Source organism: Saccharopolyspora antibiotica, assembly GCF_047200635.1.
Taxonomy (GTDB): domain Bacteria; phylum Actinomycetota; class Actinomycetes; order Mycobacteriales; family Pseudonocardiaceae; genus Saccharopolyspora_C.
Genome location: NZ_JBJZOI010000006.1, coordinates 199226 through 212691 on the forward strand (window position 1 = coordinate 199226; position 13466 = coordinate 212691).

Consider the following 13466-nt stretch of genomic DNA (forward strand, 5'->3'; position numbering starts at 1 on the left):
GTCCGGCTCGAACCTATCGCGCGTCCCCGGCCGGGAGCGGTTCGGGCCGGACCCGGGTGCGCGAGCCCTCGCGGCGGGCCGAGCGGTCGATCCACCAGCGGTGGACGACCACGAGCACGTCCGCGCGGCGTGGTCCCGCCTGCTCCGCGCCCGGCATCCCGGGGAGCCTCAGCAGCACCGCGGCCAGGTCGTTCACCACGTGCCCGGACCCGGCCCGGGCTGCCGCCGAGCGGCCACGGCCGATGTCCGATCGGCCGGGAAGCGCTGGCCACCCGGCGCTACCCCGGCCCGCGCGGTGCGGCGAGAATTCCCCGGTGTCCTGGAAGAACCTGCCCACCGCGCTGCGCGGCGAAGCCGAACGGCTCCGCGAGGACGTGCGGGCCGCGCCCCGCCGGACGGTGATCGGGGAGTCCTGCTGCTTCCTGCTGCTGCTCCTGGCCGGGGCGCTCACGATGCGGGTCGCCCTGCTGGAACCCCCGCCGTGGCCGCTGACCGCGCTCATCGCCCTGTTCTCCGCCGCGCTGGTGCCGGCGCGCAGGCGGTGGCCCGGCGGAGCGCTCGTGGCCGGCGCGCTGCTCGCGCCGAGCGTGGTGATCAGCACCGCGATCGCCTCGGTCGTGGTCGCGTTCAGCGCGGGCCGCGCGATGCGGCCCCGGCGGTTGTGGTCGGCGGTGCTGATCGCCCTGGTGCTGCGGCTGGCGCTCCACGCGCTGTCCGAACCGGACGCCGCGCCGCGCGAGGTGCTGCTGGGCGCCGGCGCCGACGCGGTGGTGCTGCTCCTGCTGCCGGTGCTCGCGGGTGCCCTGCTGGGGATGCGCCAGCCGCTCGTGCGGCTGCTGCGGGAGCGCAACGACTACCTGGAGCAGGCCCGCCACCTCACCGCCGAGCAGGCCCGCTCGGCCGAGCGGGCGAGCATCGCGGGCGAGATGCACGACATGCTCGGGCACCGGCTCTCGCTGCTGTCCCTGCACGCCGGGGCGCTGGAGCTCTCCGCGGCGCAGGAAGCGCCGCGGGTCGGGGAGCGGGCGGCCTTCCTGCGCACCACGGCGGGCGAGGCGATGTCCGAGCTGCGGGAGATCCTCGGCGTGCTGCGCGCGGGCGACCCGCGAGAGGTCCCGGACGAGGGCGGCGGGGGCCGCGCGGACGTGGAGCGGCTGGTGGCCGACTCGCGAGCCGCCGGGATGTCCGTCGCGCTGAGCTGGGAGGAACCCGGTTCCGGCGGCCCGGACCTGGACGACGCCGACGCCCGGAGCAGGCACGCCGTGCACCGCATCGTGCGCGAAGGTCTCACCAACGCGCACAAGCACGCGCCCGGCTCGGCCGTGGAGGTGCGGGTGCGCGGCGGCGAGCGGATCGCGGTGCGGGTCCGCAACGGCCCGGGGAGCGGCCCGCGCCGTCCCGCGCCCGGCCTGCGCAGCGGTCTCGCCGGGCTGGAGGAGCGGACCCGGATGCTCGGCGGGGAGCTGGCCGGGGAAGCGGGCTCGGACGGGGGTTTCGCGCTCACCGCCGAGCTGCCGGCGCACCCCGCGCTGACCGCGCCCCGGGCGGAGCCGCTGCGCGAGCCACCACCGGTGCTGGACGCCGACGTGCTCACCCTGCCCCGCGCGCTCGGCGCCGGATGCCTGCTGCTGGTGCTCGGCCTGCTGCTGCTGGTGCTGGCCGCGGCGCTGGTCGCGGTGCTCGTGCGGGGGTGGTGACCGATACCGTGGTGCGCATGATCAGAGTGCTCATCGCCGACGACGAGGCGCTGATGCGGGCGGGCGTGCGGTTGATCCTGGAGAACGCCGACGACGTCGAGGTGGTGGCCGAGGCCGGTGACGGCCCGTCGGCGGTGCGCGCCTGCCGGGGCGGGGAGATCGACGTGGCGCTGCTGGACGTGCGGATGCCCGACGGGGACGGCATCAGCGCGGTGGCTGGCATCGCCCGCGAGTCGCCGCGCACCCGCTGCATCGTGCTCACCGCGTTCGGCGAGGACCGCAACGTGGCGCGGGCGCTGCGCTCCGGTGCGGGCGGCTTCCTGCTCAAGGACACCGGCCCTGCCGAGCTGATCCGCGCGGTGCGCCTGGTCGCCGAGGGCGAGTCGATCCTCGCGCCGCAGATCACCCGCAGGCTCATCGAGCGGCACCTGACCTCGGCGGACGCGGCCGAACCGGCGCGCCGACGGCTCACCGCGCTCACCGCCGCCGAGCTCGACGTGCTGCGGCAGGTGGGTGCGGGGGCGTCCAACGCGGAGATCGGCGCGCGCCTGCACATGGCGGTCGGCACCGTGAAGGCGCACCTGAGCCGGGTGCTCACCAAGCTGGACTGCGCGAACCGGGTGCAGGCCGCCATCGTCGCCCACGACGCCGGGCTGCTGGCGGAGTAGGTCAGGCGGCCGGGCGGGGGCTCCGGCGGGAGTCGTGGCGGTAGCCCGCCCAGAACCCGACGATTCCTGCGGTGATCACGGTGAGGGTGCCGAGGGCGTGCAGCATGGTCCGGATCCTTCCTGAGGTGATGGCGATCGGCTCGTCGGAACCCAGTGTCGGCCGTCCGGATGTCACCGGGATGACGTCGGCGTTGCGCGCCGCCTCGTCGCTGAACCCGCCCGCGGCGCGTGGGGCGGGACCTGTCCCGGCAGCGGGCGGCCGCTGAGGTTCCGCCACCCGCGCGAGCCGGTCGCACGAGACGGGCGATCAGCCGTCGATGCCGGTCTCGGTGACTCCGCGAACCAGGTACCGCTGCAACGCGGCGAACAGCAGCACGATCGGCAGGATCGACACCGCCGCCGCGGCGAACAGCAGGTGCGGCTGCGGGTTCTGCGCGGTGAGCAGGCCCGACAGCGCCACCTGCACCGTCCACGACTCCGCGTCCTGCGCGATCACCAGCGGCCACAGGAACGAGTTCCAGCTCCCGATGAACGTGATCGCCGCGATCGCGGCGAGGAACCCGGTGGAGTTCGGCAGCACGATCCGCCGGAACACGCCCCAGCGCCCGAGCCCGTCGATCCGGCCCGCGTCCTCCAGGTCCCCGGGGAAGTCCAGGAAGAACTGCCGGAACAGCACCGCGTTCAGGGCGCTGAACAGGGTCGGCACCACCAACCCGCGCAGGTCCGAGATCCAGCCGAGGCTGGAGACGAGCACGAAGCTCGGCACGAAGGTCACCGAGGTCGGCACCAGCAGCGTCGCCACCACCGCGCCGAGCACCTTCCCGGAGTGCCGGTGCGGGATCCGGGCCAGCCCGTAACCAGCGGCCGAGCACACCACCAGCTCGCCCGCGGTCTGCAGCACCGCCACCACCGCCGAGTTGAGCAGGCTGCGGCCGAACGGCACGTCGGTGCGGGTGAACAACGCGCCGAAGTTCTCCCAGCGCAGCTCGGTCGGCAGGAACGTCCACCCCGGCGAGGTGATCTCCTCGCGGGTGGCCAGCCCGTTGCGGAGCACCAGGTAGAACGGCAGCAGGAACAGCGCGGCCGCGACGAGCAGCGCGAGCCACCGCAGCACGGCCGCGAGCCGGTGCCTCACCGCTCCCGCCCCCGGCCGAACCCGAGCACCTTGCCCTGCACCAGCGTCACCACCGCGATCAGCACCGACAGGATCACCGCCCCCGCGCTGCCCCGGCCGAGGTCCTGGCCGCCGGAACCCAGCGCCGTGTAGTACAGGTACACCAGCGGCGGGCGGCCGTAGGGCGGGTAGCCGCGCGCGTCGCCCAGGATGTTGTAGAACTCGTCGAACGCCTGGAACGCGCCGATGAGCAGCAGCAGGAGCACGGCGACGCTGGTGCCGCGCAGCTGCGGCAGCGTGACGTGCCGGAACACCTGCCAACCTGGCTCCGCCCCGTCCAGCCAGGCGGCCTCGTAGAGGTGCCGGGGGATCCGCTGCAACGCGGCCAGGAACAGCAGCACGTAGAAGCCCAGCTGGAGCCACAGCCGCGCGGTGATGAGCACGATCCAGTACAGCGGGGGATCGGCGGTGCCCGTCCACGCCACCGGATCGACGCCGAACGCCCCGAGCACCGAGTTCACCACCCCGGAGCGCACCCCGGAGAACAGTGAGGTCTTCCAGATCAGCGCCGCCACCACGTAGGAGCAGGCGAACGGGAGGAAGAACACCGACCGGAAGAACGCCTTCGCGATCCGCACCCGGTCCACCGCGAGCGCCAGCGCCAGGGCTCCCGCGTAGGTGAGCGGCACGATGCCCGCCGCGAAGGCGGTGAAGGTCAGCAGGCTGGAGCGGAACGCCTCGTCGCCGAGCATGTCGGCGTAGTTCCGGACGCCGACGAACACCTCGGGCGTGACGGTGCCGCGCGCGTCGAAGAAGCTCAGGTACAGGCTCCACCCGATCGGCAGGTAGGAGAACACCACCAGCCCGAGCAGCAGCGGCCCGACGAACAGCCAGAAGTCCCTGCTGTCGCGGCGATGCCGGGCGCTCACCCGTGCAGGCGCTTCAGCTCGGCGTCGGAGGCCGCCACGGCCTCGCGGGTCTCCGCTTCCGGATCGGCGTCCTGGCGGGCGATGCGGAACAGCGCGTCGGACAACGCCGAGTTCGCCGCCGACGTCCACATCGGACCACCGACGAGGTGCGCGTGCTCCCGGGTGAACCGGACGGCCTCGGCCGCCGGGCCGGAGCGCGGCCCGGCCCGCTCGGCGAGGCTGGTCCGGGCGGGGACGTGGAAGCCGAAGGCGGTGGCGAATTCGAGCTGGTGGTCGGTGCGCTCGATCCACAGCCAGCGCACGAAGTCCTTCGCCGCGGCCACGTCCGCGCCGCGCGCGTGGACCGTCGCGCCGTAGGCGCCGACCGGCACGGAGGGCGCTCCCCGCTCGTCGAGCGGGGGGAAGGGCAGCACCCCGAAGTCGTCGCCGAGCGCGGCGGCGATCTTCGGGAGGTTCCACGAACCGGTCCACTGCATCGCGGCGAGGCCGCTGGTGAACGCGCTGGGATCGGACCAGTCAGCGGGGGCGCCGAGCAGCAGGCCACCGCTGGCGCCGAGCTCGGCGAGCTTGCCGAAAGCCCGGGCGGCACGCGGGTCGTCGAAGCCGGTGCGGCGTCCGTCGGGGGAGAGGTAGTCCAGGCCCGCCGACCACAGCAGCGGACCGGCGAGCACGCCGACCCCGCCGTCGTTGCCGACGAACAGGCCCTTGCTCGTCGGGGAGCTCAGCCGCGCGGTGGCGTCGACCAGCTCGTCGACCGTCCCAGGTGGACGGACGCCCGCCTCGGCGAGCCTGCTGCGGCGATAGCAGAGCACCTGGGTGTCGACGGCCTGCGGGACGGCGTAGAGGCGGCCCTCGACCGTGGCGGTCTCCAGCACGCGGGCCGGGAAGTCACCACGCACCCCGGTGACCAGATCGTCCAGCGGCACCACCTGGCCCTGGCGCACCCAATCCAGCTTGACCTGCGCCTCGAACACGTCCGGGGCGCTGCCGCCCTGCAGGGCGGTGACGATCTTCGAGTCGTAATCGCCCGGGTTCCACTGGACCGAGACCTCGCCGCCCGGGTACTCGGCGGCGTAGCGCCGCACCGCCTCGTGCACGCCGTCCTCGCCGTAGGCGTGGTACCACTGCCGCAGCGAGCCCGGGGCGGAACCGCCGCGCCCGGTGTTCGACCCGCAGGACGCGGCGCCCAGCCCCAGCGCCCCCAGCCCGGCGCCGGCCAGCAGGGACCGCCGGGACACGCCGGATCGGCCGGAGCCCACCCCCGAAGTCGTTCTGCGCACGGCGGCTGACGCTAGGTCGCCCGGTCGCGCTGGTCAACAACTCCTGCCGGCCGATCGCGGCGGCAAGATCAAGAACCCCCGATCGGGTGGCGATCGGCGCGAGGTGAACGGCCCGTTCGCCCGACCGGAACGGGCGAACGGGCCGCTCGCCCGGCCTCAGGCGGTGGTGGTGGGCCTGGTCGGGCGGAGCGATTCGCCGCGGCGACAGGCCAGGTACCAGCGGTGCGCGTTGTCGTACCAGCGCAGGCCCCGGCGCAGGCCGTTCAGCTGCCCGACCTGGTGCACCCGGTACTGCCACGGCGACTGCACGCCGTGCCGCGCCGCCATCGCGTAGGCCACGTCGGCGGCATCGCGGTTCAGGTAGCGGTCCACCCGCTCGAACCAGGCCATGCTGGTGCGCCCCGCCGCCTGCAGCGGACGCAGCGCCGCCCGGCCCTGCTGGTCGAAGTCGCGCAGCGCGGCGTCGGTGTGCTCGTGGTCGTGCAGCTTCTGCGCCAGGATCAACCCGTCCATGATCGCCAGCCGGGTGCCGGAGCCGATGGTGAAGTGCGTGGTGTGCGCGGCGTCGCCGAGCAGCATCACGTTCTCGTGCCGCCAGGTCCGGTTCAACACCTGGTTGAACCGCTGCCACCGCGCCGGTTCCCCGCGCGACCGGCTGATCAGCGATTGCCCGTCAAGCGGCTTCTCGAAGATCTTCTCCAGCAGCCGCACCGCGTCCTCGTCGGGCCGGGAGTCGAAGCCGAGCGCCTTCCAGGTCTGCTCGGTGGTCTCCACGATGCAGGTGCTGATCCCCGCGCTGGACGGATAGGCGTGGAACCAGACCCAGCCCGCCGAGGTCTGCTCGAAGGCGAAGGTGAACCGGTCGAAGACCTTGTCGGTGCCCAGCCAGATGTAGGGGTTGCTCCCGGTCTCGATCCGGGTCCCGAACGCCTCCTGGTGCAGCGTGCGCACCTTGCTGCCCGCCCCGTCCGCGCCGATGATCAGATCGCTGTCGGCCAGCTCGGCGAGGTCCTCGACGCCGTGCTCGTAGCGGATGTCCACGCCGAGGTCCGCGGCCCGCTCCGCGAGCACGTCCAGCAGCGTCGAGCGGTTCACGCTGAACCCGTAGCCGCCGAGGAACCCGATGTCGTCGCCCAGCACGATCTGCTGCTCCTGCCAGAGCGTCGAGGCCGAGCGGATCTGCTGCGCGCTCTCCGCGTCGTTGGCGAAGAGCGCGTCCAGCAGGTCGTCCCAGTAGACGACTCCCCAGCCGTAGGTGGCGCCGGGCGGATCGCGTTCGATGACGGTGATGTCGTGCCCGGCGTCCCGCAGCTTCGCCGAGATGGCGAAGTAGAGCCCGGCCGGTCCCGCTCCGACGCACGTGATCTTCATGAACACCTCCTGGACGAGGGCGGCCGCCTGCCGCCCGGTTCCCGTTCCGCCGCGGGGGTCAACCGCGCTCCCGCGCCTCGCTGGAATCACCGTTGCGCTGCGCGGGGGCACCCGACGCCACCCCGCCCGAGGGGTGGTGCAGGTGGTACAGGTGGGCGTACCCGTTGTTGCCCGCCAGCAGTTCCGCGTGCGTGCCGAGCCCGGTGACCCGGCCGTGCTCGAGGTAGAGGATCTGGTCGGCGTCGGTCACGGTGAGCAGGTTGTGCGAGATCACCACCGTGGTCCGCCCGGCCATCAACCGGTTCAGCGGGCCGAGGATCCGCTGCCCCGCCTCGGCGTCGAGGCTGGCGGTGGGCTCGTCCAGCAGCAGCACCGGCGCGTCCCGGATCATGGCGCGGGCGATGGCGATCCGCTGGCGCTGCCCGCCGGAGAGCAGCCGGCCGCGCTGGCCGACCCGGGTCGCGTACCCGTCGGGGAGCGCGGCGATGAACTCGTGCGCGTCGGCCGCCCGGGCGGCCTCGATCAGCTCGCCGCGATCGGCGTCCGGCTTCCCCGCCAGGATGTTCTCCTCGATGGTCCCGTCCAGCAGCAGCGTTTCCTGCAGCACGATGGAGATCTGCGCGCGCAGTTCCTTGGGGTCCAGCTCCCGCAGGTCCGCGCCGTCCAGGCTGATGCTGCCGCGATCCGGGTCGTAGAAGCGCAGCAGCAGCTTCGTCAACGTCGACTTGCCCGCGCCGCTGGCGCCGACGATCGCGACCCGCTGGCCCGGCTCGGCCGTGAGGTTCACGTCGGTGAGCACCTCGTCGACGGTGTCCGGGTAGTGGAATCCGACCCCCTCCAGCCGCAGCGCGCCGCGCACCCGGCCCAGCGGCTTCGGGTTCCGCGGCGCGGGCACGTGCGGGCGCTGGTTGAACAGCTCCAGGATGCGCTCCGCGCTGGCCGCCGCACCGTAGATCACGTTGGACAGCTGCCCGAGGTTGCTCACCGGGGTGTAGAGCTGCGAGAGGTAGACCAGGAAGGCCAGCAGGCCACCGAGGGTGATCCGGCCCGCCGAGAGCTCCCAGATCCCGACGCCGACGATCGCCATGATCGCCATGACCTCCAGCAGGTCCACCAGCGGCTCGAACAGGCCGCCGATCCGCGCGGCCGACAGCTCGGCCGACAGGCTCGACCTGCTCTGCCGGGAGAACCTGCCGACCTCGGCGGATTCCCGGCCGTAGGCCTGGATCAGCGGGGCGTTGCCGAGGCTCTCCTCGGCGACGGTGCTGATGGAACCGGTGCGCCCCGCGACCTCCCGGGACGCGGACTTGATGCGCTGCGCGAAGAACCGCGCGATCGCCAGGAACAGCGGCACCACCAGCAGCGCCACGATCGCCAGCCGCCAGTCGAGGTAGAACAGCACCCCGGCGAACAGCACGATCTTGATCAGCGAGGCGGCGGTCTGGGTGATGCCGGAGAGCACCAGGCTCTCGATCGAGGCCACGTCGGTGGTCAGCCTGCTCAGCGTGTCGCCGAGCCGCCGCCGGTCGAAGAAGTCCACCGACAGCGTGTGCAAGTGCGTGAAGACCCTGATCCGCAGCCGGTTCAGGAAGTGCTCGCCGATCCACACCGTCAGGTAGCTCTCGCCGAACCCCACTGCGCCCGTCACGATCGTGATCACGGCGTAGGCCGCGGCCACGTAGGGGAACAGCGAGAAGTCGCGCGGGGTGAGGACCTCGTCGATGAGGACCTTGAACATCCAGATCGCCGCCGCGTCCAGCAGCGGCGAGAGCAGCACCAGGCCGAGGCTGGCCAGCATCCACCAGCGGAACGGCCGCGCATCGGGCCAGAAGCGGCGGAACACCTCCTTGACGCCCATCGACGGCGCCATCTCCACCAGTCCGGCTTCTTCCGCGGCCGGTGGGTCGAAGAGCCACCGGATCGGTCCCCGCACGTCGTTCCCCCTGTCGCCGACGGGAGTGACGCCCGCACCGTGGTGGTGCGGGCGTCACCGGGCATGAGCGTGGGCTGTTACTTGCCCCAGCCCCAGCCGCCGCCCCAGCCCCAGCCGTGGCCCCAGCCCCAGCCGTGGCCCCAGCCCCAGCCGTTGCCCCAGCCCCAGCCGTTGCCCCAGCCCCAGCCGTGCCTGCGGCGGTGGTTGTTGATGTACACGAAAACGCTCTTGACGCTGCTCATCGACTTGCACCTTTCCGCGTTGCGATTTTCCCCGGAGAAGGCGGATTCGAGCGCGGATCCGCGATCACGCCACGAATCCGGCCGCCCGGCCGCGCGGGCGCCGCGCTCACCACGGTCGCCGATGTCCCCCGCGGCCACCAGTCGTGGCCGCCGGGCACCGGTTTCCCGGTACCTCGCATCCGTTTTCTCGCCGAGGCGATGCGGTGCCCCCTGTTCCGGGCCTCCGCGATCCTCCGGATCTTCTCGAAAGGCAGGTGCCCCCCTCTGCGGCGGAACGACCCCACCTGCACTCAAGTGAACAGCACGTGTCCGGCCGTGCACAGAGGACTATCGTCCCGGATTTCCTTCTGATCTCCCGGATTCCGCGCGGCGCGCGGTGCGACGGGCGTGGTTCCGTGGGGACGCGGGCAGCGGAGGAGGCACGGATGGACCTGCGGGCGTGGGCGGACCGGGCGGTCGCCGAGATCTCGGCGTGGCAGCGGGAGTTCGGCGATGCCGAGCCGCACCCGGACGCCGTGGTGCCGGAGGCCCGGTTCACCGCCGGGTTCGACGAGCTGCTGGGCAGGCTGCGCGAGACCTACCCCTTCCACCACCCGCGCTACTTCGGACAGCTGATCAAACCGCCGCACCCGGTGGCGGCCGCGGGATACCTGGCGGCGATGCTGCTGAACCCGAACAACCACGCGCTCGACGGCGGACCCGCCACCACCGAGCTGGAGCGGGAGGCGGTCGACTCGCTGGCCGGGATGCTCGGCATCCCGGGCGCGCTGGGCCACCTCACCGGCAGCGGAACCGTCGCCAACCTCGAATCCCTGTTCGTGGCGCGGGAGATCCACCCGGGCGCGGCGGTGGCGGGCAGCGCCGAGGCGCACTACACGCACGCCCGGACCTGCCACCTGCTCGGCGTGCCGTTCGTGCCGATCCCGGCCGACCCGGCCGGCCGGATGGACGTGGCGGCGCTGGAGCGGCAGCTGCGCGCGCGGCGGATCGGGACCGTGGTGCTCACCGCCGGGACCACCGGGCTCGGCGCCCTGGACCCGGTACCGGAGGTGCTGGAACTGCGGCGGCGGCACGGATTCCGGATCCACGTCGACGCCGCCTGCGGCGGGTTCTTCGCGCTCATCGCCGACGACGCGCCCGACGGGGTGGCCGCCGCCCCGTTCCGCGCGCTCGCCGAGTGCGACTCGGTGGTGGTGGATCCGCACAAGCACGGCTTGCAGCCCTACGGCTGCGGCGCGGTGCTGTTCGCGGATCCGTCGGTGCGGCGGTTCTACCGGCACGAGTCGCCCTGGACGTACTTCACCTCCGACGAGCCGCACCTGGGGGAGATCTCCCTGGAGTGCTCCCGGCCCGGTGCGGCGGCCGCCGCGCTGTGGCTGACGTTCCGGCTGTTGCCACCGACCCCGGACGGGCTGGGGCGGCTGCTGCGCGCGAGCAGGCGGGCCGCGCTGCGCTGGGCGGAGCTGCTGGAGCGCTCGCCGGTGCTGTCGGCCTACCAGCGCCCGGAGCTGGACGTGCTGGCCGTCGTGCCGGAGGCGGGCTCGATGAGCGAAATCGACCGGCGCACCGAGGCGATCCTGCGCGGCGGCATGGCCGACGGGTCGGCGTACCTGGCGGCGATGGAGGTGACCGCCGGAGACCTGCACCGGCGCGGGCACCGGCCGCGCGCCGACCGGGACCGGGCCCGGATCCTGCGCGGCGCGCTGCTGAAACCCGAGCACGAGCACTGGATCGGGACCTGCCACGCCGCGGTGGAGGAGCTCGCCCGCCGTGCCGCCGGATGACCGGGCGGGAGGCCGTTTGCCAGGAGGTGCGGCGGGGCACCCGGGAGAAGCGCTCGCCCGGGACCCGGACGGGCGCCGCGCCGTGCCATCACAGCGAACCGGGGGTTCACCGCATGTCTTCTCGCCAGTCCGTCCGCGCCCACCGAGCCCGGCCCTCCCTCCTGCGCGCGGTGTGGGCCGAGTCCCGCGCGATCGCCGACGCACGGCACCGCTTCGTGCGCGGTGGAGTCCCGGCGCAGCGCACGCCGGTACGGCGCTGAGGCGACCCGCTCCTCCTCGCACGCACCGCGCGAATACGATCGCTCTCCGTGAGCGAGACGACTGTGCCCACCGAGGTCACCTTCCCCGCCGGTGGTCTCCGCGCGGAGGCGACGATCACCGAGGTGCTGCCCGATCACCGCGCCCCGGGGCGGCTCCTGGTCATCACCGACCGGACCCCGTTCCACCCGCTCGACCCGCTCTGGCCGGACCAGCCGGAGGACCGCGGAGCGATGCTGGTCGACGGGGTTCCCCGCCCGGTCGCCGCTTCGGTGACCGCGGCGCGGCGCGAGGGCGGACCGCTGCTGGTCGACGACGAGGTCGACGCCCGCCGGGACGAGCCCGGAGTGCTGTTCCGGGTCGCGCACGTCGTGGAGGACGCCGGACCGCGCCCGGAGCCCGGCGCCCGCGTCGAGCTCGTGGTGGACGAGCAGCGGCGGCGGCGCCTCAGCGCGGCGCACACCGCGTGCCACCTGCTCGCCTACGCGCTCAACGCGGCCACCCACGAGCTGTGGCGCAAGCCCACCGCGCTGGACTCGCGCGGGCACCACGACTTCGACCGGGCCACGTGCGTGCGCACCCGGCACGACGTCGACGGCAGCATCGACCACTACCGGCTGGGGAAGTCGTTGCGCAAGCGCGGTTTCGACGGTGCCGGGTTCCTGGCGGACCTGCCGCGGTTCGTGGCCGAGGTGAACGCGACCCTCGCCGGGTGGATCGACGCGGACGCCTCGGTGCGGATCGACTGCGAGGGTCCGCTGCTCACCGACCGGCGGCAGTGGGTGTGCGAGCTGCCGGACGCGGCGGCTGAGATGCCCTGCGGCGGCACGCACGTGTCCCGCCTCGGGGAGATCGCCGCGATGACCGCGACCGCCGAGTTCGACGACGAGGCGGGAGAACTCGTCATCCGCAACACCACCCGCCCGGTTCACCCGTAGAGGTCCCGCTCCAGTTCGCGAAGCCGGACGCGGTCCGCGTCGAGCGCCGACTCGTCGGGCGCGGCCAGGTAGACCGTGCCGGGGCAGGTCGCCATGTCCACGGTGCGCGACAGCGGGGTGCCCCCGGGGGCGGTGAGCACCGCTCCGGCGAAGGACGGCAACGCCTCCACCGCGGCCCAGTCCCCGGGGCCGGGCACGCGCCCGCCGTCGCGCGTGCTGATCAGGTTCACGCAGCGCAGCCGCAGCCGCAGCCGGTAGGGCTCGGCCGCCGCCGAGCGGAACCGCTCGGGATCCGCGATCGAGCCGGCCAGCGCGTCCACCTGGTTGGTGCCGGTGCACCGGGTCAGCAGCTCGGGCAGCTGACCGCCGCCGAGCCGGGACCCGCACTCGATCAGCACCGGGCCCTCCTCGGTGAGCATCACCTCGGTGTGCCCCGCGCCGTTGCGCACCTCGAGGGCGTCGAGCACCGAGCGGACGTAGGCCGCGACCGCCTCGGCCGCCGGGTCGGTCGGGTCCAGCAGGTCCTCGTAGTCGTAGATCGCGCGGTCGTCGACGATCCGCTTGTGGTAGCGCCACACCTCGACGACCTGGTGCGCCCCGTCCCGGCTCACCGAGTTCACGTAGTGCTCGGTTCCGACGAGGAAGCGCTGCGCGAGCACGGTCCCGTTCGGGCGGCCGTAGCGGTCCACCGAGCCCATGATCTTCGCGTGCGCGGCGGCGACCTGCTCCGGGGACTCGCAGAGCAGCACGTTGTCGGTTCCGGCGCTGAGCACGGGTTTGAGCACCACCGGCCACTCGTCGCGGGCCACCGCCCAGGCGACGACCTCCGCCGCCGAGGCGGAGCGCAGCCCGGGAGCGGCGGCCAGCCCCGCGTTGAGCACCGCGCGCTGCATCTCGTGCTTGTCCCGGCGGGCCAGCGGGTTCCGGGTGCCGTTGCCCGGGACCGCCAGCTCCGCCGCGAGCTCGTCGGCCAGCAGGACGCCCGACTCGGCCCCGGCCAGCACGGCGCGCACGCCGAGCTCGCGCAGCGCCCGCGCGGTGCTGGCGAGGTCGCCGCCGTGCGCGAGGTCGGCCGCGAAGCCCTCCGGCGGGCCCGGCAGCCGCGGATCGGGGAACGGGGAGCGCACGTGCACGCAGCGGACGCCCCGGCGCCGCAGCGCGTCCGGCAGCAGCCGGCCGGCGCCGTGCGCGTCGACGATGGCACATGTCATGGTCCTGCGACCTCCCTCCGCGACCGGATCCCGGCCGCGCG

General features: G+C 73.7%; 12 protein-coding genes. 4 read left to right on the top strand and 8 right to left on the bottom strand.

Translation table 11 applies throughout. The features are described from left to right. Positions 1-13: 13 nt before the first annotated feature. On the bottom strand, positions 14-199 hold the full coding sequence (locus ACL03H_RS06565; RefSeq protein ID WP_412810188.1) for a hypothetical protein: 186 nt from the start codon (positions 197-199) through the stop codon (positions 14-16). 115 nt (positions 200-314) lie between these two features. On the opposite strand from ACL03H_RS06565, the gene ACL03H_RS06570 reads away from it, so the two are divergent. Next, a complete protein-coding gene (locus ACL03H_RS06570; protein ID WP_412810189.1) occupies positions 315-1697 on the top strand; it encodes a sensor histidine kinase in 1383 nt (460 codons plus the stop codon). Between the two features lie 17 nt (positions 1698-1714). Further along, positions 1715-2365 carry a response regulator transcription factor gene (locus ACL03H_RS06575; protein ID WP_412810190.1) on the top strand — a complete coding sequence of 217 codons (651 nt, stop codon included), beginning with the start codon at positions 1715-1717 and terminating at the stop codon, positions 2363-2365. Positions 2366-2672: 307 nt separating this feature from the next. On the opposite strand, the gene ACL03H_RS06580 is transcribed toward ACL03H_RS06575, so the two are convergent. From ACL03H_RS06580 to ACL03H_RS06605, 6 genes are all read right to left on the bottom strand, one after another. Beyond that, positions 2673-3500, bottom strand: a complete 828-nt coding sequence (locus tag ACL03H_RS06580; RefSeq protein WP_412810191.1) for a carbohydrate ABC transporter permease — start codon at positions 3498-3500, stop codon at positions 2673-2675. Continuing rightward, positions 3497-4408, bottom strand: coding sequence for a carbohydrate ABC transporter permease (locus ACL03H_RS06585; RefSeq protein WP_412810192.1), 912 nt, complete (start codon positions 4406-4408; stop codon positions 3497-3499). Before ACL03H_RS06585 ends, ACL03H_RS06580 begins: the two co-directional genes overlap by 4 nt. Next, positions 4405-5604 (bottom strand): ABC transporter substrate-binding protein, encoded by a 1200-nt coding sequence (locus ACL03H_RS06590; protein ID WP_412810242.1) that lies wholly within the window; start codon positions 5602-5604, stop codon positions 4405-4407. The genes ACL03H_RS06585 and ACL03H_RS06590 overlap by 4 nt, the downstream gene beginning before the upstream one ends. Before the next feature lie 240 nt (positions 5605-5844). Then, the gene (locus ACL03H_RS06595; protein ID WP_412810193.1) at positions 5845-7059 is read right to left on the bottom strand and encodes an FAD-dependent monooxygenase; all 1215 of its coding nucleotides are present in this window, start codon (positions 7057-7059) and stop codon (positions 5845-5847) included. A gap of 58 nt (positions 7060-7117) precedes the next feature. Further along, positions 7118-8992, bottom strand: a complete 1875-nt coding sequence (locus tag ACL03H_RS06600; RefSeq protein WP_412810194.1) for an ABC transporter ATP-binding protein — start codon at positions 8990-8992, stop codon at positions 7118-7120. A gap of 77 nt (positions 8993-9069) precedes the next feature. Next, a complete protein-coding gene (locus ACL03H_RS06605) occupies positions 9070-9234 on the bottom strand; it encodes a hypothetical protein (protein WP_412810195.1) in 165 nt (54 codons plus the stop codon). Positions 9235-9659: 425 nt separating this feature from the next. On the opposite strand from ACL03H_RS06605, the gene ACL03H_RS06610 reads away from it, so the two are divergent. Then, entirely contained in the window at positions 9660-11018 is a 1359-nt protein-coding gene (locus tag ACL03H_RS06610; RefSeq protein ID WP_412810196.1) for a pyridoxal phosphate-dependent decarboxylase family protein, read from the top strand. Positions 11019-11326: 308 nt separating this feature from the next. Further along, positions 11327-12214, top strand: coding sequence for an alanyl-tRNA editing protein (locus tag ACL03H_RS06615; protein ID WP_412810197.1), 888 nt, complete (start codon positions 11327-11329; stop codon positions 12212-12214). Here the strand turns inward: ACL03H_RS06615 and ACL03H_RS06620 are convergent. Next, positions 12205-13425 carry an ATP-grasp domain-containing protein gene (locus tag ACL03H_RS06620; protein ID WP_412810198.1) on the bottom strand — a complete coding sequence of 407 codons (1221 nt, stop codon included), beginning with the start codon at positions 13423-13425 and terminating at the stop codon, positions 12205-12207. The genes ACL03H_RS06615 and ACL03H_RS06620 overlap by 10 nt on opposite strands. Positions 13426-13466 lie beyond the last annotated feature (41 nt).

Coding starts and splice junctions, on each gene's coding strand:
- ACL03H_RS06575 (WP_412810190.1), top strand. CDS start 1,715: ATGATCAGAGTGCTCATCGCCGACGACGAGGCGCTGATGCGGGCGGGC.
- ACL03H_RS06620 (WP_412810198.1), bottom strand. CDS start 13,425: ATGACATGTGCCATCGTCGACGCGCACGGCGCCGGCCGGCTGCTGCCG.
- ACL03H_RS06610 (WP_412810196.1), top strand. CDS start 9,660: ATGGACCTGCGGGCGTGGGCGGACCGGGCGGTCGCCGAGATCTCGGCG.
- ACL03H_RS06605 (WP_412810195.1), bottom strand. CDS start 9,234: ATGAGCAGCGTCAAGAGCGTTTTCGTGTACATCAACAACCACCGCCGC.
- ACL03H_RS06595 (WP_412810193.1), bottom strand. CDS start 7,059: ATGAAGATCACGTGCGTCGGAGCGGGACCGGCCGGGCTCTACTTCGCC.